Annotated in this window: 25 protein-coding genes and 1 tRNA gene; 13 read left to right on the top strand and 13 right to left on the bottom strand. The window is 64.4% G+C overall.

Features of this window, described 5'->3' with window-relative positions; translation table 11 throughout:
• A complete protein-coding gene (locus ATN00_RS00240) occupies positions 1-2,688 on the bottom strand; it encodes an Rne/Rng family ribonuclease (RefSeq protein WP_231746339.1) in 2,688 nt (895 codons plus the stop codon).
• Positions 2,689-3,225: 537 nt separating this feature from the next.
• On the opposite strand from ATN00_RS00240, the gene ATN00_RS00230 reads away from it, so the two are divergent.
• The 4 genes from ATN00_RS00230 (at position 3,226) to ATN00_RS00215 (ending at position 9,039) form a co-directional block, all read left to right on the top strand.
• On the top strand, positions 3,226-4,509 hold the full coding sequence (locus ATN00_RS00230; RefSeq protein ID WP_062060709.1) for an N-acetylmuramoyl-L-alanine amidase: 1,284 nt from the start codon (positions 3,226-3,228) through the stop codon (positions 4,507-4,509).
• 67 nt (positions 4,510-4,576) lie between these two features.
• On the top strand, positions 4,577-7,117 hold the full coding sequence (locus ATN00_RS00225; protein WP_062060706.1) for a penicillin-binding protein 1A: 2,541 nt from the start codon (positions 4,577-4,579) through the stop codon (positions 7,115-7,117).
• Between the two features lie 66 nt (positions 7,118-7,183).
• Positions 7,184-8,311 carry a peptide chain release factor 2 gene (prfB, locus tag ATN00_RS00220; RefSeq protein WP_062060702.1) on the top strand — a complete coding sequence of 376 codons (1,128 nt, stop codon included), beginning with the start codon at positions 7,184-7,186 and terminating at the stop codon, positions 8,309-8,311.
• Positions 8,311-9,039: a class I SAM-dependent methyltransferase gene (locus tag ATN00_RS00215; RefSeq protein ID WP_062060700.1), complete on the top strand. Its 729-nt coding sequence runs from the start codon at positions 8,311-8,313 to the stop codon at positions 9,037-9,039. The genes prfB and ATN00_RS00215 overlap by 1 nt, the downstream gene beginning before the upstream one ends.
• Before the next feature lie 12 nt (positions 9,040-9,051).
• Here ATN00_RS00215 and ATN00_RS23560 read toward each other — a convergent pair whose 3' ends face one another.
• The 3 genes from ATN00_RS23560 to ATN00_RS00205 are packed head-to-tail and all read right to left on the bottom strand — an operon-like array spanning position 9,052 to position 11,199.
• Positions 9,052-9,207 carry a hypothetical protein gene (locus tag ATN00_RS23560; protein WP_197413634.1) on the bottom strand — a complete coding sequence of 52 codons (156 nt, stop codon included), beginning with the start codon at positions 9,205-9,207 and terminating at the stop codon, positions 9,052-9,054.
• Positions 9,208-9,227: 20 nt separating this feature from the next.
• Positions 9,228-9,938: a hypothetical protein gene (locus ATN00_RS00210; RefSeq protein WP_062060697.1), complete on the bottom strand. Its 711-nt coding sequence runs from the start codon at positions 9,936-9,938 to the stop codon at positions 9,228-9,230.
• Positions 9,939-9,987: 49 nt separating this feature from the next.
• On the bottom strand, positions 9,988-11,199 hold the full coding sequence (locus ATN00_RS00205) for a toxic anion resistance protein (protein ID WP_062060694.1): 1,212 nt from the start codon (positions 11,197-11,199) through the stop codon (positions 9,988-9,990).
• A 197-nt stretch (positions 11,200-11,396) separates the two neighbouring features.
• Here ATN00_RS00205 and typA point away from each other — a divergent pair, with 197 nt between their 5' ends.
• Together typA and ATN00_RS00195 are read left to right on the top strand one after the other, a co-directional pair.
• On the top strand, positions 11,397-13,214 hold the full coding sequence (gene typA, locus ATN00_RS00200; protein ID WP_021244917.1) for a translational GTPase TypA: 1,818 nt from the start codon (positions 11,397-11,399) through the stop codon (positions 13,212-13,214).
• 147 nt (positions 13,215-13,361) lie between these two features.
• Complete coding sequence (locus ATN00_RS00195; protein ID WP_062060691.1) at positions 13,362-14,417, top strand: DUF1176 domain-containing protein; 1,056 nt, start codon at positions 13,362-13,364, stop codon at positions 14,415-14,417.
• Positions 14,418-14,423: 6 nt separating this feature from the next.
• Here ATN00_RS00195 and ATN00_RS00190 read toward each other — a convergent pair whose 3' ends face one another.
• Genes ATN00_RS00190 through gluQRS form a run of 3 tightly spaced genes read right to left on the bottom strand, consistent with a single transcriptional unit; the run spans position 14,424 to position 16,167 of the window.
• A complete protein-coding gene (locus ATN00_RS00190; RefSeq protein WP_062060688.1) occupies positions 14,424-15,005 on the bottom strand; it encodes a cob(I)yrinic acid a,c-diamide adenosyltransferase in 582 nt (193 codons plus the stop codon).
• A 4-nt stretch (positions 15,006-15,009) separates the two neighbouring features.
• Entirely contained in the window at positions 15,010-15,243 is a 234-nt protein-coding gene (locus tag ATN00_RS00185; protein WP_062060685.1) for a twin transmembrane helix small protein, read from the bottom strand.
• 9 nt (positions 15,244-15,252) lie between these two features.
• A complete protein-coding gene (gene gluQRS, locus ATN00_RS00180) occupies positions 15,253-16,167 on the bottom strand; it encodes a tRNA glutamyl-Q(34) synthetase GluQRS (protein WP_062060682.1) in 915 nt (304 codons plus the stop codon).
• Positions 16,168-16,274: 107 nt separating this feature from the next.
• Between gluQRS and ATN00_RS00175 the strand changes: the two genes are divergently transcribed.
• Positions 16,275-16,841 (top strand): HNH endonuclease, encoded by a 567-nt coding sequence (locus ATN00_RS00175; RefSeq protein WP_062060680.1) that lies wholly within the window; start codon positions 16,275-16,277, stop codon positions 16,839-16,841.
• A gap of 6 nt (positions 16,842-16,847) precedes the next feature.
• On the opposite strand, the gene ATN00_RS00170 is transcribed toward ATN00_RS00175, so the two are convergent.
• Complete coding sequence (locus ATN00_RS00170) at positions 16,848-17,585, bottom strand: Crp/Fnr family transcriptional regulator (RefSeq protein ID WP_062068204.1); 738 nt, start codon at positions 17,583-17,585, stop codon at positions 16,848-16,850.
• A 211-nt stretch (positions 17,586-17,796) separates the two neighbouring features.
• Here ATN00_RS00170 and murA point away from each other — a divergent pair, with 211 nt between their 5' ends.
• Positions 17,797-19,080 carry a UDP-N-acetylglucosamine 1-carboxyvinyltransferase gene (gene murA, locus ATN00_RS00165; protein ID WP_062068202.1) on the top strand — a complete coding sequence of 428 codons (1,284 nt, stop codon included), beginning with the start codon at positions 17,797-17,799 and terminating at the stop codon, positions 19,078-19,080.
• Positions 19,073-20,593, top strand: a complete 1,521-nt coding sequence (locus ATN00_RS00160; protein WP_062060678.1) for a sensor histidine kinase — start codon at positions 19,073-19,075, stop codon at positions 20,591-20,593. The genes murA and ATN00_RS00160 overlap by 8 nt, the downstream gene beginning before the upstream one ends.
• On the opposite strand, the gene ATN00_RS00155 is transcribed toward ATN00_RS00160, so the two are convergent.
• From ATN00_RS00155 to ATN00_RS00145, 3 genes are all read right to left on the bottom strand, one after another.
• Positions 20,538-20,975 (bottom strand): response regulator, encoded by a 438-nt coding sequence (locus ATN00_RS00155; RefSeq protein ID WP_062060675.1) that lies wholly within the window; start codon positions 20,973-20,975, stop codon positions 20,538-20,540. The genes ATN00_RS00160 and ATN00_RS00155 overlap by 56 nt on opposite strands.
• 71 nt (positions 20,976-21,046) lie before the next feature.
• On the bottom strand, positions 21,047-21,277 hold the full coding sequence (locus tag ATN00_RS00150) for a DUF2188 domain-containing protein (RefSeq protein WP_062060671.1): 231 nt from the start codon (positions 21,275-21,277) through the stop codon (positions 21,047-21,049).
• Positions 21,278-21,282: 5 nt separating this feature from the next.
• Entirely contained in the window at positions 21,283-21,900 is a 618-nt protein-coding gene (locus ATN00_RS00145) for a DNA-3-methyladenine glycosylase family protein (protein ID WP_062060668.1), read from the bottom strand.
• A 77-nt stretch (positions 21,901-21,977) separates the two neighbouring features.
• On the opposite strand from ATN00_RS00145, the gene ATN00_RS00140 reads away from it, so the two are divergent.
• Positions 21,978-22,295, top strand: coding sequence for a 2Fe-2S iron-sulfur cluster-binding protein (locus ATN00_RS00140; RefSeq protein WP_062060665.1), 318 nt, complete (start codon positions 21,978-21,980; stop codon positions 22,293-22,295).
• Between the two features lie 54 nt (positions 22,296-22,349).
• Here the strand turns inward: ATN00_RS00140 and ATN00_RS00135 are convergent, their stop codons facing one another.
• Both ATN00_RS00135 and ATN00_RS00130 read right to left on the bottom strand, forming a co-directional pair.
• Positions 22,350-23,105, bottom strand: coding sequence for a hypothetical protein (locus ATN00_RS00135; RefSeq protein ID WP_062060662.1), 756 nt, complete (start codon positions 23,103-23,105; stop codon positions 22,350-22,352).
• 28 nt (positions 23,106-23,133) lie between these two features.
• Entirely contained in the window at positions 23,134-23,877 is a 744-nt protein-coding gene (locus ATN00_RS00130; RefSeq protein ID WP_062060659.1) for a TrmH family RNA methyltransferase, read from the bottom strand.
• 98 nt (positions 23,878-23,975) lie between these two features.
• Here ATN00_RS00130 and ATN00_RS00125 point away from each other — a divergent pair.
• From ATN00_RS00125 to ATN00_RS00115, 3 genes are all read left to right on the top strand, one after another.
• A tRNA-Tyr gene (locus ATN00_RS00125) sits at positions 23,976-24,062 on the top strand.
• A gap of 91 nt (positions 24,063-24,153) precedes the next feature.
• Positions 24,154-24,474, top strand: a complete 321-nt coding sequence (locus ATN00_RS00120; RefSeq protein ID WP_062068200.1) for a DMT family transporter — start codon at positions 24,154-24,156, stop codon at positions 24,472-24,474.
• A gap of 74 nt (positions 24,475-24,548) precedes the next feature.
• On the top strand, positions 24,549-26,846 hold the full coding sequence (locus ATN00_RS00115; protein WP_062060656.1) for a glycoside hydrolase family 3 N-terminal domain-containing protein: 2,298 nt from the start codon (positions 24,549-24,551) through the stop codon (positions 26,844-26,846).
• The last annotated feature ends 139 nt before the right edge of the window (positions 26,847-26,985 follow it).

Genomic DNA, 26,985 nt, shown 5'->3' with positions numbered 1-26,985 from the left:
TTATTGGCCGAAGGTGCGCTGCCACCAACCGCGCCGGGGCGAGCCGTTTTCCTCTTCCCCTTCGGCGGTTTCCGCGCCCTCGACCGAAGCCGCCACCGTTTCGGGCGCTGCTTGCGCGGCAATCGGTTCGATCACTTCTGCAGCCGCTTCCGGCGCAACCTCGGCAGCGATTTCCTCGACGGCGGCATCCGCCTTCTTGCGGCGGGTGCGCTTGGGCTTGGGCTTTGCTTCGGCTTCTGTCTCCACCGCAGGGGCTTCCGCCACGATCACGGTATCGGCCGTTTCGGCATCGCTCGCGGCAGGCTTCTTGCGGCGGGTGCGCTTGGGCTTGGCCGGAGCCGCTTCGGTGACAGGCTCCTCGACAGGCGCTTGCGCGACCGGCTCGGCATTTTCCGTCGCAGCCGGTTCAGCTACGGCTTCCTTCACCTTGCGAGCGCGGGGACGGCGGCGTGTCTTGGGCGCTTCCTCCGCGACGGGCTCTACAGCGGCTGCCGCATCCGGCGCGACCACAGGTTCCGCTTCGGGGGCATTTTCGACTGCTTCCACCGCTTCGGCGGTTTCGCTCGCAGCGTCACCAGCCTCCGCTTCGCCAGCCTCGCGCCGACGACGACCGCCCCGGCGACCACGGCGGCCACGCTTGCGGCCCGCTTCGCCTTCGTCGGCTCCTTCGCCTGCGGCTGCTTCGGCAATGTCTTCGCCAGCGTCGGCATCCACGTCCGCTTCGCCTTCCGCTTCTTCGCTCCCATCGGCAGCGGCCTGGCTATCCTGTTCGTCACGCGGACCACCCCGGCGACGACGACGGCGACGACGGCGACGGCCGCCTTCGCGTTCCTCGCCGCGTTCCTCACGCTCGGAGGAAGTTTCTTCCTCCTCGGATTCTTCTTCCTCCTCCTCAATCACGTCGAGGTCATCTTCCTCTTCGGCGAGCGGCGCATAGCTCACGACGCGCTCGGGACGGGGGCCGCTGGCCTCCACCGACATGCGCGCGCCTTCCACTTCGCCATCGGGCAGGATGACGATAGTGACGCCATAGCGCTGCTCGATCTCATCGAGTTCACGCCGCTTGTTGTTGAGGACGTAGAAGGCCGCTTCCTGGCTTGCGCGCAGCGTGACGATGCTGCCGCGACCGCGCGCCGCTTCCTCTTCCAGCATACGCAGCGCGGAAAGCCCCGCCGACGAAGCGGTCCGCACCAGCCCGGTGCCTTCGCAATGCGGGCATTGGCGGGTCGATGCTTCCAGTACGCCGGTGCGTAGCCGCTGGCGGCTCATCTCCATCAAGCCAAAGCCCGAGATGCGGCCGACCTGGATGCGGGCGCGATCGTCCTTCAACGCCTCCTTCATCGCCTTCTCGACCTTGCGAATGTTGGAGTTCATCTCCATGTCGATGAAGTCGATAACGACCAGGCCAGCCATGTCGCGCAGGCGAAGCTGCCGCGCGATTTCCCGCGCCGCTTCCAGATTGGTGGCGACGGCGGTCTGCTCGATGCCATGCTCGCGGGTCGAACGGCCCGAGTTGATGTCGATCGACACCAGCGCCTCCGTCGGATTGATGACGAGATAGCCGCCGGACTTGAGCTGCACGACCGGATTATACATGGCTGCGAGCTGGTCTTCGACACTGGCCCGCTGGAACAGCGACACGGCATCGGCATATTGCTTCACCCGCCGGGCATGGCTGGGCATCAGCAGCTTCATGAAATCCTTGGCGGCCTTATAGCCATGCTCGCCCTCGACGATGACTTCTTCGATATCCTTGTTGTAGATATCGCGGATCGCTCGTTTGATGAGGTCGCTATCATTGTGGATCAATGCGGGTGCGGCGGAATTGAGCGTATTTTCGCGAATTTCGTCCCACAGGCGCGCCAGATAGTCGAAGTCGCGCTTGATCTCCGTCTTGGTGCGCTGAAGGCCTGCGGTGCGGACGATGCAGCCCATGGTGGAGGGCAGCGCCATGTCGGCGATGATCGTCTTGAGCCGCTTGCGGTCCGCGGCATTGGAAATTTTGCGCGAAATGCCGCCGCCATGGCTGGTGTTGGGCATCAGCACGCAATAGCGGCCCGCAAGGCTCAGATAGGTGGTCAGCGCCGCACCCTTGTTGCCGCGCTCCTCCTTGACGACCTGCACCAGCAGTACCTGGCGGCGTTTGATGACGTCCTGGATCTTGTAGCGGCGGCGCAGCGCCATGCGCTTGCGGCGCAGCTCGTCGGCAGCCTCGTCGCCGCCCCGGCCCCTGCCGCGCCCACGGCGCGCAGGCTTGTCGCCGCCTTCGTCGGTTTCGGCATCCTCGCCACCTTCATCATCTTCATGATGGGTGGCGACGATGACCTCCACGCCGTCTTCGCCGGTCAGCCCCTCTTCATCGTCATCGACCTCGGCGCGCAGCGCGGCCTCTTCCTCCGCATGGGCGCGTTCCTCGCGCAGCAGTGCCTCGCGGTCTTCGCGCGGGATCTGGTAATAGTCAGGATGGATTTCCGAAAAGGCGAGGAAGCCATGGCGGTTGCCGCCATAATCCACGAACGCCGCCTGGAGCGAGGGCTCTACGCGGGTGACTTTGGCGAGATAGATATTGCCCTTGAGCTGCTTGTGCTCGGCGGACTCGAAGTCAAACTCCTCGATCCGGTTTCCCTTGACGACCGCGACCCGGGTTTCTTCCCGGTGGCGCGCATCGATCAGCATACGCATTGTCATTTATGAGTCTCCGGCGTCGGCGGCCTGCGGCTGAGGGCCGGGCCGCCACGCGATAGTGAAGGGACGGCAGCATGGGCGTCGCCAGCGGCGCGGATTGCTGCATCGTCCGGTTTTGAAGGAAATTATGTGCGTCTACTGCATCGGCATGGCCGGGCATTATGCCGGACCGGTCCATCCGCGCCGCATCGCCCGTTGCCGGGTTCAGCGGGGAATGGAAAACATGCCTCATGCAGCGTCAACCTGTTCGAACATCGGCGTCGCTGGAAAAGCGCGCCGATGCGTGCAAAAAATTGGCCCCGAAGGTATCGCTTTATCTGGCCACACTTATCGGAATGTGAATGGTTAGCAGCCAATGCGCGGCGGAGCAACGGCTGGTGGAAATATTCTCTCTTTTGCAAATTCTTGCGCCGGATCGCTGATCTGATCCATTGGCATGATCGTGCTGAAGATAGCATTAACCGTCTCACTTTACGCCGGGACAAGAGGTGATGCTTAATGCCCGATTCAGCGTGGGGACGCGCTGGACGGATTTACGTCATGATATTTGGCTGGACGGCCAATGCCACTGCGTTGCACAAGCGGCGCATGCTTCAGAGCCTTGCCATGGCAGGCGCGATATTCGCGGCGGCTCCCGGTTTCGCGGGCGGCATTTCCGCTGTCGATGTGCAGGGCGACCGCGTCGTCGTGCGCTTCGACGACAGTGTGGAGGGCGCATCGGCCTTCCTGCTGGACGGACCACGCCGTCTTGCGCTGGACATCAGCGGCGCGCAGGCGGGGCGCGGGCAATCCTATGCGGGGAGCAATGCGGCGGTTGCCGCCGTACGCCAGGGGCAGTTGAACGAGGGCACCGCCCGCGTGGTGCTGGACCTCGCCTTGCCCGCGACGCTGGGCAATGCGCGGATCGCGCCCGATGGGAAGTCGCTCAGCTTTTCCTTGCAGGGGGTGTCGGATAACGCTTTTCGCACCGTGCTCGGCCGGGGTCGCACCCAATTCGACGCGCCCGCCCATATGAGCGCGCGGCCGCGTCAGCGCGTGCACAGCATCACCGTGCCGATCCCACGTGCCGCCAAGGGCGTGGCGCTGCCGCCGATCGAAGGGCCGCGCGATGGCGCTCGCCCGCTGGTCGTGATCGATGCGGGCCATGGCGGTCATGATCCGGGCGCGATCAATCCGCAGACGGGCAAGCGCGAGAAGGACGTGACGCTCGCCATAGCGCAGGCGATCCGCGACGAACTGGTGAAGGCGGGCCGGGTGCGTGTCGCGCTGACCCGCGACGACGACCGCTTCCTGGTGCTGCAAGAACGCTATGGCATTGCGCGCAAGCTGAACGCGGACCTCTTCATTTCCGTCCATGCCGATTCGGCGGAAAATGATACGGCGCGGGGCGCGACCGTCTACACCCTGTCTGAAACCGCGTCCGACCGCGAAGCCGCGCGTCTGGCGGCGCGGGAGAACAAGGCGGACATCATCAACGGGGTCAACCTGGGCGGGCAGAGCAGCGATGTTTCTTCGATCCTCATCGACCTGACGCAGCGCGAATCCATGAATATATCATCGAACTTCGCGCGGTTGTTGCAGCGGGAGGCGTCGCCCTATGTGCCCTTCCGCAGCGCCTATCACCGCTTTGCCTCACTCATGGTTTTGAAGGCGCCCGACATGCCGTCGGTGCTGTTCGAAACCGGTTATATCAGCAATTTCGAGGACGCTGCCTTCCTGTCGTCGAAGGAGGGGCAAGGTCGTATCGCGAAGGGCGTAGCCCGCGCCATCGAAGTGCACTTTGCTCGCAAGCTCGCCCTGCGGGGAAGCGGGGCGGGGGGATAGAGTCTGCACGCAATCCGCCGATCGGTGCTGGCATTGACCGCATTTTGACCGTAGAGCCTGCTCCATCATGGAAGAGGCTCGCCCTGAAACCGCCGCACCGTCGTCCTTCGCCTATCGCCTGCGCCGTGAGGCCGGGGGCATCAGGGACCGTCTTCGCCCCTTCTGGGGACGCCGCCTGTTCCGCTGGAGCGCGATCCTGCTGGGCGGCTTCCTGCTGGCGATATTCCTGTTCTGGCTGATCTTCGCGCGCGGCCTTCCCGACGCCTCCACCCTGCTGGAATATGAGCCGCCGCTGCCGACCATCGTGCGCGACATCAACGGCCAGCCGGTGCACAGCTACGCCCGCGAACGACGTGTGCAGCTTCAATATAGCGATTATCCGCCGCTCCTTATCCGCGCCTATCTGGCGGCGGAGGACAAGACCTTCTTCGAGCATCATGGCGTCGACATTCCCGGCTTTGCCGGCGCGGTGTTCGATTATGCCAGCAAGATCGGGTCGGGCCAGCGCGCCCGCGGCGGCTCCACCATCACGCAGCAGGTGGCGAAGAACCTGCTGATCGGTGACGAATATTCCCCCACGCGCAAGGTGAAGGAGATGATCCTCGCCTATCGCATGGAAGGAGTGCTGTCGAAGCAGCAGATCCTTGAACTCTATCTCAACCAGATATTCCTGGGCCGCAACGCCTATGGCGTGCAGGCGGCCTCGCGCGCTTATTTCGACAAGGATGTGGCCGACCTGACATTGCCGGAAATGGCCTATCTCGCCATTCTGCCCAAGGGTCCGGCCAATTACCGCCCGGAAAGCCCGACCGGCCATGAACGCGCGCTGGAGCGGCGCAACTGGGCGCTGGGCGAAATGCATGCGAACGGCTGGATCACGGCAGCGCAGCGCGATGCGGCCCGCGCCGCGCCGCTGGGCACGGTCGCCTCCCGCGGGGCGAGCTTCGAGGACCGGGCGGGCGGTTATTATATGGAGGAAATCCGCCGCCGCCTGATCCAGCGATTCGGGGAAAAGGCGGAGGACGGCCCCAACAGCGTCTATGCGGGCGGCCTGTGGGTCCGCAGCCCCTATGACCCGGCCATCCAGGCCAGCACGACGACCGCGCTTCGCAACGGCCTGCTGCGCTTCGACGCCGGGCGGGGCTGGTCCGGCCCGGTCGGCGAGATCAAGGTCGATAATGGCTGGGAGCGGGAACTGGCCGCCAGCTATGTCAGCGTCGATTATGAAGGCTGGCGCGTCGCCGCCGTCATCAGCCGCAGTGCGTCTTCCGCGCAGATCGGTTTTGCCGACGGCACCACCGGCACGCTGCCTGCCGGGTCGGCGCAGCTTTCCTATCGCAAGACCGGGGGTTCAGCCTTCTCCGCGATGAAGCCGGGCGACCTGATCGTCGTCGCGCGCAACGGGTCGGACTGGGCGCTCCGCAACATTCCCGAAGTGTCGGGCGGCATGGTGGTCGAGGAAGTCCATTCAGGCCGCCTCCGCGCCTTGCAGGGCGGTTTCGATTCCCGCCTGTCATCCTATAACCGCGCGACGCAGGCGATGCGGCAGCCCGGCTCCACCATCAAGCCCTTCGTCTATGCCGCCGCGCTGGACAATGGCATGACGCCCGCCTCGATCATCGTCGATGGCCCCCTGTGCGTCTATCAATCGGCCAGTCTCGGCCAGAAATGCTTCCGCAATTTCTCCGGCGGCGGCGCCGGGCCGCAGACGCTGCGCTGGGGCGTCGAGCAGTCGCGCAACCTGATGACCGTGCGCGCCGCCAGCCAGACCGGCATGGAGCGGGTCGTCCGCACCATCAAGGCGATGGGCATCGGCGACTATCAGCCCTATCTCTCCTTTGCGCTGGGCGCGGGCGAAACCACGGTCGAGCGGATGGTGAACGCCTATGCCATGCTCGCCAACCATGGGCGGCAGCTCAGCCCCAAGGTCATGGATTATGTGCAGGACCGGCGCGGCAAGGTGATCTGGCCGGAACGCTGGCGGCCCTGCGACGGGTGCAACCTGCCGAACTGGGATGGCAAGCCCATGCCCCGTTTCGGTTTTGAAGGGAAACAGGTCATGAACCCCATGACCGCCTATCAGGTCGTCCATATCGCCGAAGGCGTGATCCAGCGCGGCACGGCGACGGTCCTGCGCGACCTTAATCGACCGCTGTTCGGCAAGACCGGCACGACGAACGGCCCCACCAATGTCTGGTTTGTCGGCGGATCGCCTGATCTCGTCGCGGGCGTCTATCTGGGCTATGATCAGCCGCGCAGCCTGGGCGGCTGGGCGCAGGGCGGCCGCATCGCCGCGCCGATCTGGAAGGCGGCGATGGCCCCGGTGCTTGAGAATATGCCCAAGACGCCGTTCGTTGCCCCGGCAGGGGTGCGAATGGTCACGATCGACCGCCGTTCGGGCAAGCGCATCTATGGCGCGTGGCCAACCGATGAACCCAAGGCATCGGTGATCTGGGAAGCCTTCAAGCCCGAATCCGAACCGCGCCGCTCCATCCGCAAGGAGGAAGTGGAAGCGCAGGACAAGGCGGCTGCGGCCGGGGCAGCTTCCGGCGCGCGGCGTCAGCGCACCGACGCGGACTTCCTCCAGGATCAGGGCGGCATATATTGATATGCGGCTGGTTCGCGCTCTTTTCGGGTGCTAGGGGCCGCCGCAAGGAACTTTGGAGAACAGACCATGCGCGCCGAAGCGCAGCAATATATCGACCGTATCGACGCCGCGCTGGACCTGCTGCGCCGTTTCCTCGACTGGGACCGCGCGCTGCGGCGGCTGGATGAGCTGAACGCCCGCGTCGAAGACCCGACGTTGTGGGACAATCAGAAGATGGCGCAGGAAGTGATGCGCGAGCGCACCCGCCTAGACGCCGCCATCGGCGCGACCCGCGCCATCGAGCAGGACAAGACCGACACCGCCGAACTCATCGAAATGGCCGAGGCCGAGGGTGATGAGGATATGGTCAGCGAAGCCATAGCTTCCCTGAAGGCACTTGCTGACCGCGCGGACGAGGACAAGATCAAGGCGCTGCTGGCGGGCGAAGCAGACGCCAGCGACACCTATCTGGAAATCCATGCGGGCGCGGGCGGCACCGAAAGCCAGGATTGGGCGGAGATGCTCAGCCGCATGTATCGCCGCTGGGCGGAACGGCGCGGCTACAAGGTGGAACTGGTCGATTATCAGGCGGGCGATCAGGCGGGGATCAAGTCCGCGACCTTCCTCATCAAGGGCGAGAACGCCTATGGCTATGCCAAGACCGAGAGCGGCGTGCATCGGCTGGTCCGCATCAGCCCCTATGACAGCTCGGCGCGGCGGCACACCAGTTTCTCGTCCGTCTGGGTCTATCCGGTGATCGACGACGATATCGACATCGAGGTCAAGGAAAGCGACCTCAAGATCGATACCTACCGCGCATCGGGCGCGGGCGGTCAGCACGTCAACACGACCGACTCCGCCGTCCGCATCACCCACGTTCCATCCGGCATCATCGTCGCTTCGCAGAACGACCGATCCCAGCACAAGAACCGCGCCACCGCGATGAACATGCTGAAGGCGCGGCTTTACGAGGCCGAACTGCGCCGCCGCGAGGAAGCCGCATCGACCGATTATCAGGCGAAGACGGAGATCGGATGGGGCCACCAGATCCGCTCCTATGTCCTCCAGCCCTATCAGCTGGTGAAGGATCTTCGCACCGGCGTCACCTCGACCGCGCCCGACGATGTGCTGGACGGCGCGCTCGATCCCTTCATGGCCGCCGCCCTGTCGCAGAAAGTGACGGGCGAGAAGGTCGATGTGGAGGATGTCGACTGATGCAGCGGCGCGGGGCGTTGGGAGGGGCATTGCTGTTCCTGCTGGCCGCCTGCGACATGCTTTCGTCCGGCAAGGACGACCGATCGCCCGCCGCCCGGCCTTTCCCGCGCGCCGACCGGCCCGTTGCCCCTATCGTCTCGACCCGCTGGTCCAGCGAAGAGGCGCGCGACCGGGTGCGCGAAGCGGATGACATTATGGACCGCGCCGGGATCAAGCCGGGCATGACCATCGCGGATATCGGCGCGGGAGAGGGCTATTACACCGTCCGTCTCGCCAAGCGCGTGGGCGCCAAGGGCCGGGTGCTGGCCGAGGATATCATGCCCGAAGTGATCGAGGCGCTGTCCCGCCGCATCACGCGGGAGGACTGGAAGAATGTCAGCGTGAAGCTGGGCGCGCCGGAAGACCCGCGCTTGCCCGAAAACAGTTTCGACCGCATCTTCATGGTCCATATGTATCATGAGATCGGCGAGCCATACGCTTTTCTCTGGCACCTCAGCCCCGCGCTCAGGCCCGATGGCGAGATCATCGTGGTCGACGCGAACCGCCCGACCGAGCAGCACGGCACGCCGCCGCGCCTCCTCTCCTGCGAGTTCGCGGCCATGGGCTTTCGGCTGGAGGAACTGATCCCCAAACCCACGGCGGGTGGCTATCTCGCCCGCTTCAAGCGTATCGCCGCGCGGCCCGATCCGGCCAGCATCGTGCCCTGCACCTATCAGGTTCAGGAATAGAAGGCGGTTGCTCTATTGCCGTCGCCGCCATCTTCTGAACAGGGAAAAGCCGACGAAACCGCTCCCCACCAGCGCCGCGATGGCGCCGCCCGCGGACGCCAGCGCCCATGCGCCTGCCGCGAGCAGGCCCGTCAGGAAATCGACGATGATGAGGGTGAGATGGATCATCGGATAAGGAAAAGCGGGGACTAGTCCCCCAGTTCCTTTGCTTCCTGATATTTCAGTTCCAGAAAGCGGTTCTGCGTCGCCAGCTTGTCGAGATCGCCACTCGCCAGCGTCTCGCTCATCCGCGCGATTTCGGCGTCGATGACGGACAGCCCCTCGATCAACTGTTTCTCCGGCACGCGGCCGTTTCGTTCCTCGCGCCGCAGCGATTCGGGAATGGACTGGTAGCCCGTCACCAGTTCAGGCAGATGATCGGCCAGCAGCTTGCGGACTTCCTGCGCCGCCGGTTCCTGCGGGTTCAGCCGTTCGAGTTGCGGTCCCAGTGCCTCCAGCTTCACCCCGATGCTGTCCACCAGCGTCACCGCGGGCGCGGGCAGCGCCTTGCGCTGGTTCTCCAGCCAGATTTCGGTCTTGAGGGGGAGGGCGGTGAGTTCCGTCTCGGCCAGCGCCTCCGTCCGCACCCGCGTCTCGGTCGGCATCAGCGCGATCAGCAGCACGGCGGCGACCATGACGCCCAGCGCCACCATCACGCCGGTTGTGCCCAGAGGCGTCACGAAACCGGCAACCGTGCCCGCGACCAGCACGGCGACGATGGCCCAGAAGGCATATTTGACCTTCCGCATCAGCCCCGCATTGCGCCTCTGCCGCGCACGAGTGGAGAGGCTCTGCCCGCGCTCGCTATGGCGGCGCAGCACGGCCTCCGCATCGGCCAGCACGCGGTCGGAGCGGGTCATATGTTCTCACCCTTCGCGCGAACCGAACGGGAAAGGGCGGCCTGCATCCTCACCCCTCGATCGCGCTCAGCAGCGGGTTCTCGCTCCGCGCTTCCTGCGCCGCCTGCGCCTGTCCTTCGGCCCGCGCGATATAGCCCTTCGACTTTTCGACCTCGTTCGACAGGGTGTTCACCGTCGTCTTCATATTCTCCAGCGCCTTGAGCTTGAAGGTGTCGATGCTGTCCATCGTGTCGTAGATATTCTGGAAAGCGCGTTGCAGCGTTTCGATGGGAATGGTGCTGGAGGCCGCCTGCTCATGGATCTGCGCGGTCTGGCTCTTGAGCATCTCGCCGGTCGAATCGATCATGTTCGCGGTCGTCGTGTTGAGCGCCGTGATCTGCTCCAGCACCAGTTTCTGCCCGACCAGCGCCTGCGCCACCGTCACCGCCGTCCGCAGCGCCGCGACCGTGGTAGTGCTGGCGCGATCCACGCCCTTCACCAACTCGACATTGTTCTTCTTGACGAGGTCCAGCGCCAGATAGCCCTGCACCGTCACCGCCATCTGCGTGAGGAGATCCTGCGTGCGCTGGCGGATGTAGAAGAGCGCGCTTTCCCGCACCGCCTTCGCCTTGGCCGGATCGGTTGAATCCAGTTCCAGCGCCTTGGCTTCCAGCCGCGCGTCCAGGGTTTTGGAAATATGGATCATCTGCTCCAGACGGCCCATGGCGGCCCACATATTCTGCCGCTCGACATCGATGGCGGCATTGTCCTTGATGAGCACGTCCTTGCCGCTGGCGAGGCTGCCCAGGATCGAATTGATATGGCTCTGCGCGCTTTTATAGCCGTCGAAATAGTCGCGCATCCGGTTGCCGAAGGGGATGATCCCGAACAGCTTCTTGCGCGTCATCAAATTGCCGCGCTTGCCCGGATCGAGGTCTTCCACCGTGCGGCGCAGTTCGGCGAGGTCCGCGCCCACCTTATTGTCGCTGTCCATCGCCCGCACGGGCCGATCGAGGAAGCGGTTGCTGTGCCCGGCGGCTTCGGCGATTTCCTTGCGCCCCATATTGGTGAGCTGATCGACCCGCTTGCCGAACTCCGGCGAAGCGGCGTCCTGTGCCACCAGATCGTCGATGAAGGCGTCCACCTTCTCGTCCAGCTTCGACTTCTGCCCTTCGTCCAGCGGCACCAGCCCCGCTGCCTTTTCGAGCGAGACGGGCGGCACCGGATCGGGCGGCGTCAGGTTCAGCGGTTCGGCAGTCGTGGCGGGCGCGGTCGTGGCCATAGTATCTCCTGTCGGTGTCATATGGATATATAACACCGATGCTGCAAGGTCGACAGGAAAGCAGGATAGGGGCTTCCCTTCTCCACGACAACCGCGCGGCGTCTTGCCGCACCGCATCATTTCCTGTAAGGGCGCGCGCAAATCACTGGTCAGGCGCTGTGCCGGCCGGGCACCAGACCCCGAAGGCATCCGAACCCATGTCCCTGCGTAACATTGCGATCATCGCGCACGTCGACCACGGCAAAACCACGCTGGTCGACCAGCTTTTCCGCCAGTCCGGCACCTTCCGCGACAATCAGCGGGTCGAGGAACGGGCGATGGATTCGAACGACCTCGAAAAGGAACGCGGCATCACCATCCTGGCGAAGCCGACCTCCATCGAATGGAACGGCACGCGCATCAACATCGTCGACACGCCCGGCCACGCCGATTTCGGCGGCGAGGTGGAGCGCATCCTCTCCATGGTCGACGGCGTGATCCTGCTGGTCGATTCGTCCGAAGGCGCGATGCCGCAGACCAAGTTCGTGACCGGCAAGGCGCTGGCGCTGGGCCTGAAGCCCATCGTCGTCGTCAACAAGGTCGACCGCCCGGACGAGCGCATCCAGGAAGTGCTGGACGAGGTGTTCGACCTGTTCGTGACGCTCGAAGCGACCGACGAGCAGCTTGATTTCCCGGTGCTCTATGCGTCGGGCCGCAACGGCTATGCCAGCGAAGACCCGACTCGCCGCGAAGGCACGCTGGAACCGATGTTCCAGAAGATCGTGGATCATGTGCCGCCGCCGTCGCTGGATCAGGACGCACCCTTCAGCTTCCTCGTCACGCTGCTCGACCGCGACAATTTCCTTGGCCGCATCCTGACCGGCCGCGTCCAGTCCGGCACGCTGAAGGTCAACCAGCCGATCCACGCGCTCGACAGCGAGGGCAAGGTGATCGAAACCGGCCGCGCGTCGAAGATCCTGTCCTTCCGCGGCCTCGATCGCGTGCCGGTGGAGGAAGCGAAAGCGGGCGACATCATCAGCCTCGCGGGCCTGACCGTCGCGACCGTGGCGAACACCATCGCCGACACCTCGGTCAGCGAACCGATCCAGGCCCAGCCGATCGATCCGCCGACGCTGTCGATGCGCTTTGCGGTGAACGATTCGCCGATGGCGGGCCGCGAAGGCAGCAAGGTGACGAGCCGCATGATCCGCGACCGCCTGATGCGCGAAGCGGAATCCAACGTGGCGATCAAGGTGACTGAAGCTGCCGACAAGGACAGCTTCGAAGTCGCCGGCCGCGGCGAATTGCAGCTTGGCGTGCTCATTGAAACGATGCGCCGCGAAGGCTTCGAACTGGGCATCAGCCGGCCGCGCGTGCTGTTCGGCACGGACGAGGCGGGCGACCGCACTGAGCCGTATGAAACCGTCGTCATCGACGTGGACGACGAATTCACCGGCACGGTCGTCGAGAAGATGAACCAGCGCAAGGCGGAAATGACCGACATGCGCCCATCGGGCGGCGGCAAGACCCGCATCACCTTCTCCGCGCCGTCACGCGGCCTGATCGGCTACCATGGCGAGTTTCTGTCCGACACGCGCGGCACCGGCATCATGAACCGCCTGTTCGAGAAGTACGGCCCCCACAAGGGCACCATCGAAGGCCGCAAGAACGGCGTGCTGATTTCCAACGGCGCGGGCGAGGCGGTGGCCTATGCCCTCGGCCCGCTCGAAGAGCGCGGCGTGCTGATGGTGGGCGTGGGCGAGGCGCTCTATGAAGGCATGATCATCGGCGAGAACGCCAAGCCGGAAGACCTGGAAGTCAATCCGATGAAGTCGAAGGCGCTCACCAACTTCCGCGCCAGCGGCAAGGATGACAGCATCCGCCTGACCCCGCCTTGGAAGATGACGCTGGAACAGGCCATCGCCTATATCGACGACGATGAAATGGTCGAAGTGACCCCGCAGAATATCCGCCTACGCAAGCGCTACCTCGACCCCAACGAACGCAAGCGCATGTCCCGCGCCAAGGCGGCCTGATCTTTTAAGGGGAAGCGGTTCAAGCCGTTTCCCCTATATCTTTGGAAATATAGAGAATATTTCGCGGGTGGCGCTGAAAGCGCCAGTCGTTTTGTTTCTGTAACGAAAACTCTATCGCTCAAAGCGCGATTAAGTTATGGTTAATCCATGGGGGCAAAATATTTTCTGGCGGCTGTAATGGCCTGCGCCGTTTCGGCGTCTGCGGGGGCGCAGGCGCCGAAACCGGGAACGCTGGAAACCTATAAGGACTGGACCATCGGTTGCGACAATCGCGGCCGGTGCGAAGCGGTATCCTTGCTGGCGGAAGGCGCGGACTGGCCGGACAATCCGGTGATGGTGGGCATCAGCCGCGATGCCGGACCCGCTGCGGAACCCGAAGTCTGGGCCAGCCGGGACGCGAAGGGACCGGCGGAATATGCCTTCCTGGTCGATGGGCGCAGGATCGCCAGCACGACGGGCATGGATGGCGAGGCGAAGATCAGCGGACCGCAGGCTTCCGCGCTCGCCGTTGCGATGGCGCGCGGCTTCTCGCTGGAAATCCGCTCCGGCGCGAGATTGCTGGGCCGTCCTTCGCTCGCCGGATCGGGTGCGGCGCTCCGTTACATGGACGCGCAGCAGGGAAGGGCAGGCACCACCACCGCGCTGATCGCCACCGGGCCGTTGCGCGCCAACGCGGTCCGTCCGGCGCCGCTCGCACCGACAGTCATCCGTCTCCCCATTTCATCCGGGCCGGCGCCTGCGGCCTTCTGGCGCGAGGAACTGACGGCGCTGGGCAGTTTCACCGGCTGCGCGGAGGAAATGCGTGACGCCCAGACCCTCGAACAGCATCGCCTGTCCAAGGCTGAAGCACTGGTGCTGGTGCCCTGCGGGTCGGGGGCCTATAATTTCACGTCTGTCCCGGTGATCGCCACGGGCGTTCCGGGGCGCCGCACCTTCCGCTTCGCGACTTTCGATTACGAGCCCGGCTGGAGCGAGGACGCGAAGCGTCCCATGCTGGTCAATGCAAGCTGGTCCCCGCAGCAGGCGCGGCTGGAGAGCCATGCCAAGGGCCGCGGCCTTGGCGATTGCGGCGGCAGCGAATCCTATGTCTGGGATGGTATGGGCTTCCGGCTGGTCGAAGCCGCCGCCATGGGCGAATGTCGCGGCGCATGGCACTGGATCACCACATGGTCGGCCCGCATCGCCGAAAAGCCAGCCCATTAAAGCGATTTAGCGCGATGCGCCCGGCACCCATTTGATGTCGCTCGCGCCATTGCCGTTGAGACGCCGCGCCATCACGAACAACAGGTCGGACAACCGGTTCAAATAGGCCAGCGCCTGCGGGTTGATGGCGACCTCCGCCGCCGCAGCGGTTGCGCTGCGTTCGGCGCGACGTGTCACGGCGCGGGCAAGGTGGACGGCGGCGGCGGCAGGCGATCCGCCCGGCAGGATGAAGCTGTCGAGCGGCTTCAGTTCCGCGTTCATCAGGTCGATCTCAGCTTCCAGCCGCTTCACCTGGCTTTCGACGATGCGTAGCGCCCAGGGTTCATCCGCCCCTTCCGGCACCGGCGTGGCAAGGTCCGCGCCCAGATCGAACAGGTCGTTCTGGATCACCGTCAGCCACCGCGCTTCCTGCGCGTCGCCGATGGCGAGGCCAATGGCGAGGACGGCAAGGCCGATGGCGCTGTTTGCTTCGTCCACATCGCCCACCGCTTGCATCCGCGGCGCATGTTTGGGCAGGCGCGATCCGTCGACAAGGCCGGTCGTCCCCGCATCGCCGGTGCGGGTGTAGATTTTGTTCAGCTTGACCATGGCGTCAGCCAGTGCCCTTCATCAGCAGCAGGATCGCGACGATGATGATCGCCGCTGCCTGGAATAGGATGCGATTCATCATCATCCTGTTCTGCTTGAGGCTGGACCGGCTGGGACCGCCTTCGGGGGAGTTGAGTTCCTCCTTGGTGGTCTGGAGAAAAGCGACGATGCCCCGGATCAGCGCGAACAGCGTCGCGGCCATGGCAAGGATCAAGGCGATGACTAGCACGATATTCATGGGCGGAGTCTAAGCCTGCCCCAGCGAAATGCCAACCGGAAAGCGCGCGGCGCGCAGATCGGCGGCGAGCGCGGCGGGATCGACGCCCTGCGCCCGCAGGTCCGCCAGAGCGATCGACCCGCTTCGCTTGGCGAGCCGCTTGCCGTCCATCCCCACCAGCAGCGGATGATGCACATAGGCCGGCGTCGGCAGGTCCAGCAGCGCCTGGATCAGCCGATGGATATGCGTGGTCGCAAACAGGTCTTCGCCGCGCAGCACATGGGTCACGCCCATCGCCGCATCGTCCAGCGTGCAGGACAGATGATAGCTGGCAGGGGCATCCTTGCGCGCCAGCACGACGTCTCCCGCCGGCAGCGGATCAGCGGCGATTTTCCGCTCTGTCCCATCACCCGGTGGAAAGGGCAGGGCGGTCCAGTGCAGCGGCCCCACTCGCGCTACCGCTTCGGCCATGTTTATCCGCCACGCATGCGTATCGCCCGCCGCGATTCGCCTGGCCCCTTCCGCGCCGGAAAGATGCCGGCACGTTCCCGGATAGATCGCTCCCTCCGGCCCATGCGGTGCGCTGGCGCTCGCGGTCCACTGCGCCTGAATGTCGGCGCGGGTACAGAAACAGGGATAGAGCAGCCCCATCTCCCGCAATCGCTCCAGCGCCGCATCATATTGCGCCAACCGCGCCGACTGCAAGACGATCTCGCCGTCCCAGTCCACGCCCAGCCATTGCAGATCCTCGATAATCCCCGCGACATGTTCCGGTCGGCTGCGGGTGCCGTCTATATCCTCGATCCGCAGCCGGAACGCGCCGCCCGCGCCGCGCGCCATGTCCCAAGCCATCAGCGCCGACCAGCCATGTCCCATATGGAGCCGCCCGGTAGGGCTGGGGGCAAAGCGAATCACCATATGATGTGGTGCGACGGATTGAGTCATACCGGCTCTTGACGAAGGCGAGTGGTTAATGCTGTCATGCCTGCGTCACGTTTCCGGTCAATCAGCGGGTTGGCGAAAAAGGAGCGAAAAGGGGGTAGAAGGGTCTTATGTACCATCCCGACCTGATACGGCATCCGGAAAATTGTCCGGCGCTGGTGCTGAATGCGGACTATACGCCGCTCAGCTATTATCCCCTGAGTCTTTGGCCGTGGCAGACCGCCATCAAGGCGGTCTTTCTGGAGCGGGTGGATATTGTCGCCAGCTATGAACGCGAAGTCCACAGCCCCAGCCTGGGCATGAAGATTCCCTCCGTGATCGCGCTCAAGCAATATGTGCGCCCGTCCGAACACCCCGCCTTCACGCGCTTCAACCTGTTCCTGCGTGATCGCTTCGCCTGCCAATATTGCGGATCGCCCCATGACCTGACGTTCGACCATGTGGTCCCGCGCCGCGCGGGCGGCCGCACGACGTGGGAAAATGTCGCGACCGCCTGTTCACCCTGCAACCTCCGCAAGGGCGGCCGCACGCCCAAAGAAGCGGGCATGCGCCTCCATGTCCCGCCGATCCGCCCGACCAGTTGGCAGTTGCAGGAACATGGCCGGGCCTTTCCACCCGGCTATCTGCATGAAAGCTGGCATGACTGGCTTTACTGGGACGTGGAACTGCTGGCCTGAACCGGGTCAGGATATGGTGGGCAGCCAGTCCAGGTCCATGTCCTTGTGCCGATTGGTATAATGGCCGATTTCCTCCAGCAGCGCCATGTCGAGCAGCGTGATGCGGCCATTGGCGCGGCTGATGAGGCCTTCCTGCTCCATCTGCCGGATCATCCGGTTCACATGGACGGAGGTGAGGCCGATGGCGTCGCCAATTTCCTCCTGCGTCAGCTTGAGGTCGAAACTGTCGGTGATGCTGTCATCGGTCAGCCGCAGCCGGTCGAACATGTCCAGCAGGAAGGATGCGACGCGCGCCTTGGCCGATGTCCGCCCCAGCGAGGCGAGCCGGTCGGTCATCGCCACCCGCTCAGCATTGGACAGCAGGAACAGCAGGGCCGCGACCCGCGGATATTCCTCCAGCAACCGGCGCAGGGCATGTTTGTCGAATGGACAGATGACTGCATCCGACAGCGCCACAAGCGATTCGGGCGCCTTGTTGTAGATTGTGCTGGCTGATCCGATGAAATCGCCCGGGAAGTAGACGCGCAATATCTGTCGGCTGCCGTCGGGCAATATCACGAAACTCATCACCCGCCCCTCACGCAGCACAAAGAGTTCCGTCACTGTCTCATTGACGCGCTGGATCATTCCACCGCGCCTGATCTTGCGCGGATTTTCCTCCAACCGGGCAAGAGCCGCCCTTTCCGCGTCGGACAGCGGCACATGCTTTCCCAGTCTTTCTGCGAAGCAGCTTGTTGCCACCAATAATACCTTTTTTGCCTGAATTGTCGTTACGATGGCAGAACGCCCCAGCAACTCTTTTGGCTGCATTTTCAGTCCGTGCACTAAACTCGATTAAGGTTCCTTCCGTCGCTGTGCGATTATCGCGGCGGCGTGGTTTTCCGGCCTGCCTGCGCGGCGATCCGGTATCCATGCGCCTTGCGTGGCGCGCATTTCCCGCTATGAACCGAAGGCAATGGACCGCATTCACATCCGCGGCGGCAAAACGCTCAATGGCCGCCTTCCCATCTCTGGCGCGAAGAATGCGGCGTTGACGCTGCTGCCCTGCGCGCTTCTGACCGACGAACCGGTGACGCTCCGCAACCTGCCGCGGCTGGCCGATGTCGACAGCTTCGGCCATCTGCTGAACCAGCTTGGCGTGTCGACCATGATCGAAGGGGCCAGGCCGGAGGATTTCGGCCGCGTCATGACCATGCGTGCGGGCCGCGTCACCTCGACCGAAGCGCCCTATGACATCGTGCGGAAAATGCGCGCGTCGATCCTCGTGCTGGGGCCGCTGTTGGCGCGCGCGGGCGAAGCGCGGGTGTCGCTGCCGGGGGGATGCGCTATCGGCAACCGCCCGATCGACCTGCATTTGAAAGCGCTGGAAGCCTTTGGCGCGAAGATCGAAGTGACGGCGGGTTATGTCCGCGCCAGCGCCCCGGACGGCGGCCTGGCGGGGGGCATCTACACCTTCCCGGTCGTGTCGGTCGGCGCGACGGAAAACGCATTGATGGCCGCCGTGCTCGCCAAGGGCACATGCACGCTGGAAAATGCGGCGCGCGAACCGGAAATCGTCGATCTGTGCAACCTCCTGATCGCCATGGGCGCGCAGATTGAGGGCGTGGGCAGCGACAAGCTGGTCGTCCATGGCCGCGATCGGCTGCACGGCGCGACCTACCGCGTGATGCCGGACCGGATCGAGGCGGGCAGCTATGCCTGCGCGGTCGCGATTACCGGCGGCACATTGGACCTGATCGGCGCCAATGCCGACGACATGCACGCCATTCTTGCCGCCCTGCGCGACGCGGGTGTGCAGGTGGACGTGACGAAGGACGGCATCCGTGTCGCTTCCGACGGGAAGCTGAAACCGCTCAATCTCTCCACCGCGCCCTTCCCGGCCTTCCCGACCGACATGCAGGCGCAGTTCATGGCGATGCTGACGCTGGCGGACGGGGCTTCGGTGCTGACCGAGACCATCTTCGAAAACCGTTACATGCACGTTCCTGAACTGGCGCGCATGGGGGCGGACATCGCCGTCAACGGCCGCACAGCCGTGGTGCGCGGCGTCGAGCGGCTGGTCGGCGCGCCGGTGATGGCGACGGACCTGCGCGCTTCGATGAGCCTGATCCTGGCGGGTCTGGCAGCGGAGGAGGAAACGCAGGTCAACCGCGTCTATCATCTCGACCGCGGCTATGAGCGGCTGGAGGAAAAGCTTTCCGCCGTGGGAGCGGACATCGAGCGGGTCAGCGATGGCTGACTGGCACGGCCTTGAGACGGACCGCGCGGCTGTTCTCGCGCAGTACGATCTCGATGCCGGGGGTTTTGCAACGCTCAACCGGATTACCGACTTCGCCGCGGCGCTGTGCGATGCGCCCATCGCGCTGGTCAGCATCGTGGAGGATGTGCGCCAGCGCTTTATCGCTCGCACCGGGCTGGAGGCGGAAGAAACGCCGCGCGAACTGTCCTTCTGCGCCCATGCGATGCTGGACGATGCCATCTTCATCGTGCCGGATGCGCGGCTTGATCCGCGTTTTGCCGATAACGCGCTGGTGACGGGCGCACCCCATATCCGCTTTTACGCGGGGGCGCCTTTGGTCGATGAAGATGGCGTGCCGCTGGGCGCGCTCTGTGTCATAGAAGACAGGCCGCGCGCCGATCTGACCGCGCTTCAGCGGCAGGGCCTGACCCTCATGGCGCAGCAGGTGCTGGCCGCATTGCAAAGCCGCCGCCGGGATCGGGCCACAAACGCCCGGCAATTGCGCGATGCCGCAGCGCTGGCCGAAAGCAACCGCCTGTTCCGCACCCTTGCCGATACCATGCCGCAGCTTGTCTGGGCGGCGCGGCCTGACGGCTATAATGATTATTTCAATGCGCGCTGGTATGAATATATCGGCGCGCCGGTCGGGTCGAGCGAGGGAGAGGGCTGGGTGGACATCCTCCACCCGGACGACAAGGACCATGCTTTGGACCGCTGGAGCCATTCGCTGCAAACCGGTGAGCCTTATGAGATCGAATATCGCCTGCGTCATAATGAGGGCGGTCATCGCTGGACGTTGGGCCGCGCGCATCCGATTCGCGATGACCATGGAAGGATCATTCGCTGGATTGGCACCTGCACCGACATCCATGAACAGAAGATGATGATGGAGGAGCGCGAAATGATCGCGCATGAACTGTCGCATCGCATCAAGAACATTTTTTCGGTTATCAGCGGGCTGGTCGGCCTGTCCGCGCGCGAACATCCCGAAATGGGGGCGGTGGCAGAGGATCTGCGCGCACGCATTCTGTCCTTGGGCCGCGCGCATGATTTCGTGCGTCCGCATGGGGAGCCCGCGCTGTCCAGGGAACATACGACGCTATGGGGCGTGCTGGATCAGCTTTTCGCGCCCTATCGGGGCAAAGGCCGGCCGCGTTTCATCCTGTCCGGCGACGATCCCGAAGTGGATGACCGTTCCGCCACGCCCCTTGCCCTGCTGTTCCATGAGCTTGCGACCAACGCCGCCAAATATGGCGCGCTGTCGGCGGCGGGCGGGATTGTGCGCCTGCACGTCGCGCAGGAGGATGAGGACATCCGCATAGACTGGCGGGAGGAGGGCGGCCCGGCTGTCCCGCCGATGGAAGCGGAAGGGTTCGGGACAAGATTGATGTCGCTGAGCGTCGAGCGGCAACTGGGCGGGCGGATGACGCGGAACTGGCAGCCTGGCGGGCTGGAGGTCAGTGTATGGATTCCCCGCCGCGCCATGCATCGCGCGCAGCAAGAAACGGCGTGAAACCGTCGGTCCGGCTTTCTTCCGGATCGCATTCTTCCGCAATGGCCTGCTTCAGGGCGGCGGCAATGCAGTGTGGGCCGAAAGGTTTGGTGACGAAGCCGATGGCGGTGTCGGACGCTGCGCCGATCTGGTCGGGATTTGCGGTGACATAGATTACCCGCACATCGTGGCGGCTGGCCAGTTCCATGCCTATGCCCGGCCCGGTCGGCCCGTCGCGCAGATTCAGGTCGACAAGGGCGATGTCACACAGCGATGCGACCGCAAGCGCTTCTTCCCGGTCGGCCGCGATGGCTATCACGTCCAGGCCGGACTGTTGCACGATCTGCTCAATTTCCAGCGCCACGAAAATCTCGTCTTCGACAATCAGAACCCGTTTGGTCATTCCTGCACATTCGCTCCTTGATGCCCAATAATGCAGTTCTTCCCGTTCGGTTCCAACCGGGAAGGGGGTCTTCAGCCCGGATGGTCTGGAACGCTGCTGGTCCACAATGTCTCGAACGCCGTGCCCTTCATCAGCAGCACGGTAGCGGGATAGCCGGCCGAATCGGCTTTCTTCGCGGTGTCGGTCGCCATCTCGACAGCCGCCTCCTGTGTCGCGAAAGGACCGTAATAGCGGTTGTCGAGATTGATCTTCCACTGGCCGTCATGATTGAGGACGATGTAGCGGGCATGGGGCAGGGGCATGGGTGTTAAAGAACCTCCGTATTATAATGGTGCCAGGCCATGATCGCCGCGGCCCCCCGGTGCGGACGCCAGCGTTCGGCCAGATCGCGCATCATCTTCTCGCTCGGCCGTTCAGGCAGGCCCAATATGCGGCCGATGGCGATCTGCACGGCCAGGTCGCCCGCGGGCCAGATGTCGGGCCGCCCTTCCGCGAAGAGCAGGTAGATTTCCGCCGACCAGCGCCCGATACCCTTGATCCGCACCAACTGCGCGATCGCTTCCTCGTCATCGGCGGGCAGCGAATGCAGGTCGAGCGCGCCGCTCGTCACCAGTTCGGCAAGGCTGCGGGCATAGCCCTGTTTTTGACGGGAAAGGCCGCAGGCGCGCAAGGCGTCGAAATCCCGCGCCAGCAGCGCCGCCGGTTCGCATCCCGCGCCCAGTTCCGCTTCCAGCCTGCGCCATACCGCCGCCGCCGATGCGACGCTCACCTGTTGTCCCACGATGGTGCGAAGCAGGGTTTCGTAGCCGGCCGGTCGCATCCGCGTTCCCGGATAGCCTATGTCTTTGAGCACATCGGCAAAGCCGGGCTCCAGCGCGGCTATCGCGTCGATGCTTTCGCGCAACTGTTCGGCTGTCGCCACCATGAAATCGTTATCCGACCCTTGATTTTCACCGGCTCCTTCGCCAGAGCGGCGGAAATGTTTTCGAGGGGATTGAGTAAATGCCGAAGCTGATTGTAGTCAACCGTGAGGGCGAGGAACGGGCTGTCGATGGAGACAATGGCCTGTCGGTGATGGAAATTGTCCGCGACAATGGCTTCGATGAATTGCTGGCGCTGTGTGGTGGCTGCTGTTCCTGTGCGACCTGCCACGTCTATATCGATCCCGCATTCGCTGATAAATTGCCGGCGATGAGCGAGGATGAGAATGACCTGCTCGACAGTTCCGATCACCGCAATGAACAGAGCCGTCTGTCCTGCCAGATCATGATATCGGACGATCTGGACGGCCTGCGCGTCACCATCGCGCCGGAAGACTGACAAGCACGCCGTGCTCCTGCCTTTGCGGGGGCACGGTTCGCATTCCCGCCGGGTTTACGGCTTCACTCGCAGCGTCGCGCTGGGTGCATCGCTCGTCATCGGCGTCACTTTCCAGACGATCCGCTTGCCCTGCGGCGTGTCCTGCGCGCCGTCTTCCTGATTCTGCGCCACGATTTCGGCGTCGGTGGTCAGGGTGAAGGTGCCGTCCAGCGCCTTGGCCGCATCATCGTCCGAACCGCCCATGGATGGTCCCTGGCTCTTGTCATAGCTGGTGGAAAAGCCCGGCGCCTTCACCCGCAACCGATCGGCTCCGCGTAGTTCCACCGCCACGAAGGGCAGCACGATCTGCGCGTCCGTGTTGAACGGAAAGAGAAAGGCGTGATCCAGCCTGCCGCTGATCGCATAATCGATCTCGAACTTGTGATCGCCCATATAGCGCGCGGCGCGGAACCCCTTTTCCTTGGTCAGCGCTTCGGCAATCGCCTGCATTTTGGCGTCGTCGCCCGGGTTCTTGCGGTTGGCGAAGGATTGTTCGGCGGTTTCGTCCTTGATCCGCCAGATCCCCGCCATGTGGTAGACGCTGTCCTGCGTCGTGGGCGCGGCATCGTCGGTCGGCTCGTCGCCCAACCCGTCGGGGCCCGGCAGGTCCTTGCCCATGTCCGACGCGATAATCTCACCCTTGTAGGTGAAAGTGAAGCTGCGGTCGGCCCGGATATCGAGCGTGGAATCGAATTTGCCCGGCGTCACCAGACAGGCGGACAGCAGCAACATGGGCAAGAGCGCGGCGACCGCGCGCGTCAGAACGGACATGACAACCCCCTGTCTTGCGTTTCTGCCGCTACCGGCTGGCGGCGGCGTAGAGCGCGATGGCCGCGGCATTGGAGACGTTCAGGCTCTCCATCCGCGGACTGATCGGCAGTTTAGCCAGAATATCGCAATGCGCCATGCTGTTATGCCTCAGGCCCTCGCCTTCGGCCCCCAGCACCAGCGCGACCCGCGATTCGCCGATTGCCTCGCCCAGCGTGGTATCGGCCTCTCCATCGAGGCCAATGCGCCAATATCCCGCCTCCGCAATCTCATCCAGCGCGCGGGCGAGATTCACCACGCGCACCCACGGCATGATTTCCAGCGCGCCCGAAGCCGACCGCGCCAGCACCCCCGATTCGGGGGGCGCGTGGCGGTCCTGCGTCACGATGCAGAGCGCATCGAACGCGGCGGCCGAACGAAGGATCGCGCCGACATTATGCGGGTCCGTCACCTGATCCAGCACCAGAACGGGCCTTTTGTCGTCCTGCCCAGCCTCCAGCGCATCGCCCAGCCATACGTCGTCCAATGGCTCGACTTCCGCCACCAGCCCCTGATGCGGCGCGTCCGACGGGACCATCCGCCCCAGATCGGCCACGTCGGCATAGACGATGGGCAGCACCGGCGGCAGTTCCAGCGCGTTCAGCGCATCGCGCGTGCCCCATATCTTCCGCACCACGCGATCGGGATTCGCCAGCGCCGCGATCACGGCATGGCGTCCATAGAAGCGCGGATAATTGCCCTTGTGCCCCGTCGGGCGATGACCTCTTTTCTTCATGTCGCGCTCTTTTCACGGGAAGCATTGACAGGCAAGCCTCCTTTCGTCATTGAGCGCCCTCCAACCGGATCGGGCATCCCCGGAACGGTCAGGCGACTGGACAGGTGGCCGAGTGGTTAAAGGCAGCAGACTGTAAATCTGCCCGGGTTTCCCGTACGCTGGTTCGAATCCAGCCCTGTCCACCATCGCATATCCGGCGTGCCGCCTCTTTCGGGTTTCCGGCCCGCACGCTTCCCCTTTTTCCCGAGCCTGATTGAGCAGAAGGAACGCGCGGACATGGCGTGGCTAATTCTTGGCATCGCGGTTATCACCGAAATCATCTGGGCGCTCAGCCTCAAATGGGCCGCCACCGTCGGACATTGGCAGGCGTCGCTGGTGCCCATCACCCTGAGCTTCGTGAACATGGGCCTGCTGGCGCTGGCGATGCGGGGCCTGCCCGCCGGAACCGCCTATGCGATCTGGACCGGTCTTGGCGCGGTGGGAGTCATCATCGGCGGGGTGATCCTTTTCGGGGACAAGGTGACGCCGGTGCAGGCCGCTTTCATGGCGCTGACCGTGATCGGCGTGGTAGGGACCAAGCTGTTCGCTTCGGCGTGATGCGCTGCAACATGGCTCGGTTCATGCGTTCGGCGGACAAGCTATATTCATATGGACCCTGTTAGCCCGCCTGCATGAGCCTTGACCGCCGTTCCCTGCTGACCGCATCCCTTGCGTCTTTTCTGACCTTACCCCTGAGCCTCGCGGCGTCGCGACGGGCCTTTGCCCTTGCCGCCAGTGACGTGGCGCGGGTGGACGACCTTATCTCCCGCATGACGCTGGAGGAGAAGGCCGGGCAGATGACCTGCCTCGCCGACAGTTTCCGCCCGTTCAATCCGCCTAACCCGCAAGTGGGCATCCAGGACGAAAAGCGCCTCGCCGGGGAAATTCGCAAGGGGCGCGTCGGGTGCCTCTTCAACGGCATCGGCGTGGAGGGTGGCCGCCGCGCGCAGGACATCGCGGTCAAGGACAGCCGCCTCGGCATTCCGCTGCTTTTCGCGGGCGATGTGATCCATGGGCTGAAGACCGTCTTTCCTGTGCCGCTGGGCGAAGCGGCCAGCTTCGATCCGGAACTGGCGCGCCGAACGTCCCGCGCCATGGCGGTTGAAGCGACGGCGGCGGGCCTGCATTTGACCTTCGCGCCGATGGTCGACGTGGCGCGCGATCAGCGCTGGGGCCGCGTGGTCGAAGGGGCGGGAGAGGACGTCACCCTCACCAGCCTGTTCGCCGCCGCTCGCGTGCGCGGCTTTCAGGGGGGCGATCTGCGCCGCGCCGACAGCCTGCTCGCCTGTCCCAAGCATTTCGCCGCTTATGGCGCGGTGGCGGCGGGCCTGGAATATGGCAATGTCGACATTTCCGACGAGACGCTGCGCGAAACCCATATCCCGCCCTTTGGTTCGGCCTTCGCGGCGGGCGCGCTCACGACCATGGCCGCCTTCAACGAGATCAACGGCGTCCCCGCCACCGCCGACCGGGAGCTTCTGACCGATCTGCTGCGCGGCGAGATGGGTTTCCGGGGTTTCGTCTTTTCCGACTATACGGCGGACGAGGAACTGGTCGCTCATGGCTTCGCGCAGGATGACCGGGACGCCGCGCGGCTTGCGGTGCTTGCCGGGGTCGACATGTCGATGCAGAGCGGCCTCTTCATCAAATATCTGCCCGATCTGGTGAAGAGCGGCGCGGTGCCCGAAGGCACCATCGACGTCGCCGTCCGCCGCATCCTCTATGTAAAGACCGCCATCGGCCTGTTCGACAATCCCTATCGCTCGCTGGACGAGGCGGCGGAAAAGAGCCGCATCGCCACGCCCGCCCATCGCGCCCTGGCCCGCGAATCCGCGATCCGCTCGGTCGTGCTGCTCAAGAATGAAGGCGTCCTGCCGCTCGATCCCGCGAAACGGCAGAAGATCGCGCTCATCGGTCCCTTCGGCGAGGATAAGGCGAATCTCTACGGCCCGTGGGCTTTCTATGGCGATCCCGACAAGGGCGTGGACATCGCCACCGGCTTGCGCGCGGCGATGCCCGACCCCTCGCTGCTCACCATCGTCAAGGGCTGCGGCGTCCGCAAACCGATAGACGATGGCATCGCAGGGGCGGTGGACGCCGCCAAGGCCGCCGACATCGTGCTCCTGGCCATAGGAGAATCCCAGGATATGTCCGGTGAGGCCCAGTCCCGCACCGTCATTGAAATCCCCGCCGCGCAGCAGGCGCTGGCCGATGCCGTCGCCATGACCGGAAAGCCGGTTATCATCATGCTCCGCCACGGCCGCGCACTGGCGTTGCATGACGGCGTGGCGAACGCGCAGGCGATCCTGGCGACATGGTTCCTCGGCTCCGAAACCGGCCACGCCATCGCCGACCTTCTCTTTGGCAAGGCGGACCCGTCCGGCAAGCTCCCCGTCAGCTTCCCATGGGAATCGGGGCAGGAGCCCTTCTTCTACGATCGCAAATCCACCGGACGCCCCGTCACCGACAATGGCGGCACCGAATATAAGGCGCGCTATGCCACCACCGACAACAGCGCCCGTTTTCCCTTTGGCCATGGCCTGTCCTACACGCAATTCGCGCTGGAGGATTTGAAGCTCTCCGACACCGCGCTGCGCTGGGACCGCGCTATCGAGGTGACGGCGCGCGTCCGCAACACCGGCGACCGCTCCGGCAGCGAAGTGGTGCAACTCTACATTCGCGACAGGGTGGCCAGCCGCACCCGCCCGATCCGCGAACTCAAACGCATTGAGCGCGTGACGCTCGGCCCCGGGCAAAGCAGGCTGGCCCGCTTCTCCCTATCCCGCACCGATCTGGAATTTGTGGGGTCCGGCAGCAAGCGCATCGCCGAACCGGGCCTGTTCGACCTGTGGCTAGGGCAGTCTTCGCAAGGCGGGCTCCACGCGCAGTTCACCCTTTATGCGGAACAGGTGCCGGCCAAGAAAGGGTAGGAGAGACTGGTTTTGGGTGGAAGGTGGACTGTCCGCTATTCCCATCTCCGTTCGCCCTGAGCGACGCCGCTCAGGACAGGCTTCGACAGGCTCAGCCCGAACGGAAGGGGGGTGGCGGCTATTGGCCGAAAACAGTCAC

Source organism: Sphingobium baderi (assembly GCF_001456115.1).
In the GTDB taxonomy this organism is placed as follows: Bacteria; Pseudomonadota; Alphaproteobacteria; order Sphingomonadales; family Sphingomonadaceae; genus Sphingobium; species Sphingobium baderi_A.
Note: the sequence above shows the minus strand (reverse complement) of the source record. Positions and strands in the feature narration are given on the sequence as shown.

Excerpts from the sequence above, each read along its gene's own strand:
- ATN00_RS00240 (WP_231746339.1), bottom strand. The coding sequence starts at position 2,688 with ATGACAATGCGTATGCTGATCGATGCGCGCCACCGGGAAGAAACCCGG.
- ATN00_RS00230 (WP_062060709.1), top strand. The coding sequence starts at position 3,226 with ATGATATTTGGCTGGACGGCCAATGCCACTGCGTTGCACAAGCGGCGC.
- ATN00_RS00225 (WP_062060706.1), top strand. The coding sequence starts at position 4,577 with ATGGAAGAGGCTCGCCCTGAAACCGCCGCACCGTCGTCCTTCGCCTAT.
- prfB (WP_062060702.1), top strand. The coding sequence starts at position 7,184 with ATGCGCGCCGAAGCGCAGCAATATATCGACCGTATCGACGCCGCGCTG.
- ATN00_RS00215 (WP_062060700.1), top strand. The coding sequence starts at position 8,311 with ATGCAGCGGCGCGGGGCGTTGGGAGGGGCATTGCTGTTCCTGCTGGCC.
- ATN00_RS23560 (WP_197413634.1), bottom strand. The coding sequence starts at position 9,207 with ATGATCCATCTCACCCTCATCATCGTCGATTTCCTGACGGGCCTGCTC.
- ATN00_RS00210 (WP_062060697.1), bottom strand. The coding sequence starts at position 9,938 with ATGACCCGCTCCGACCGCGTGCTGGCCGATGCGGAGGCCGTGCTGCGC.
- ATN00_RS00205 (WP_062060694.1), bottom strand. The coding sequence starts at position 11,199 with ATGGCCACGACCGCGCCCGCCACGACTGCCGAACCGCTGAACCTGACG.
- typA (WP_021244917.1), top strand. The coding sequence starts at position 11,397 with ATGTCCCTGCGTAACATTGCGATCATCGCGCACGTCGACCACGGCAAA.
- ATN00_RS00195 (WP_062060691.1), top strand. The coding sequence starts at position 13,362 with ATGGGGGCAAAATATTTTCTGGCGGCTGTAATGGCCTGCGCCGTTTCG.
- ATN00_RS00190 (WP_062060688.1), bottom strand. The coding sequence starts at position 15,005 with ATGGTCAAGCTGAACAAAATCTACACCCGCACCGGCGATGCGGGGACG.
- ATN00_RS00185 (WP_062060685.1), bottom strand. The coding sequence starts at position 15,243 with ATGAATATCGTGCTAGTCATCGCCTTGATCCTTGCCATGGCCGCGACG.
- gluQRS (WP_062060682.1), bottom strand. The coding sequence starts at position 16,167 with ATGACTCAATCCGTCGCACCACATCATATGGTGATTCGCTTTGCCCCC.
- ATN00_RS00175 (WP_062060680.1), top strand. The coding sequence starts at position 16,275 with ATGTACCATCCCGACCTGATACGGCATCCGGAAAATTGTCCGGCGCTG.
- murA (WP_062068202.1), top strand. The coding sequence starts at position 17,797 with ATGGACCGCATTCACATCCGCGGCGGCAAAACGCTCAATGGCCGCCTT.
- ATN00_RS00160 (WP_062060678.1), top strand. The coding sequence starts at position 19,073 with ATGGCTGACTGGCACGGCCTTGAGACGGACCGCGCGGCTGTTCTCGCG.
- ATN00_RS00155 (WP_062060675.1), bottom strand. The coding sequence starts at position 20,975 with ATGACCAAACGGGTTCTGATTGTCGAAGACGAGATTTTCGTGGCGCTG.
- ATN00_RS00150 (WP_062060671.1), bottom strand. The coding sequence starts at position 21,277 with ATGCCCCTGCCCCATGCCCGCTACATCGTCCTCAATCATGACGGCCAG.
- ATN00_RS00145 (WP_062060668.1), bottom strand. The coding sequence starts at position 21,900 with ATGGTGGCGACAGCCGAACAGTTGCGCGAAAGCATCGACGCGATAGCC.
- ATN00_RS00140 (WP_062060665.1), top strand. The coding sequence starts at position 21,978 with ATGCCGAAGCTGATTGTAGTCAACCGTGAGGGCGAGGAACGGGCTGTC.
- ATN00_RS00135 (WP_062060662.1), bottom strand. The coding sequence starts at position 23,105 with ATGTCCGTTCTGACGCGCGCGGTCGCCGCGCTCTTGCCCATGTTGCTG.
- ATN00_RS00130 (WP_062060659.1), bottom strand. The coding sequence starts at position 23,877 with ATGAAGAAAAGAGGTCATCGCCCGACGGGGCACAAGGGCAATTATCCG.
- ATN00_RS00120 (WP_062068200.1), top strand. The coding sequence starts at position 24,154 with ATGGCGTGGCTAATTCTTGGCATCGCGGTTATCACCGAAATCATCTGG.
- ATN00_RS00115 (WP_062060656.1), top strand. The coding sequence starts at position 24,549 with ATGAGCCTTGACCGCCGTTCCCTGCTGACCGCATCCCTTGCGTCTTTT.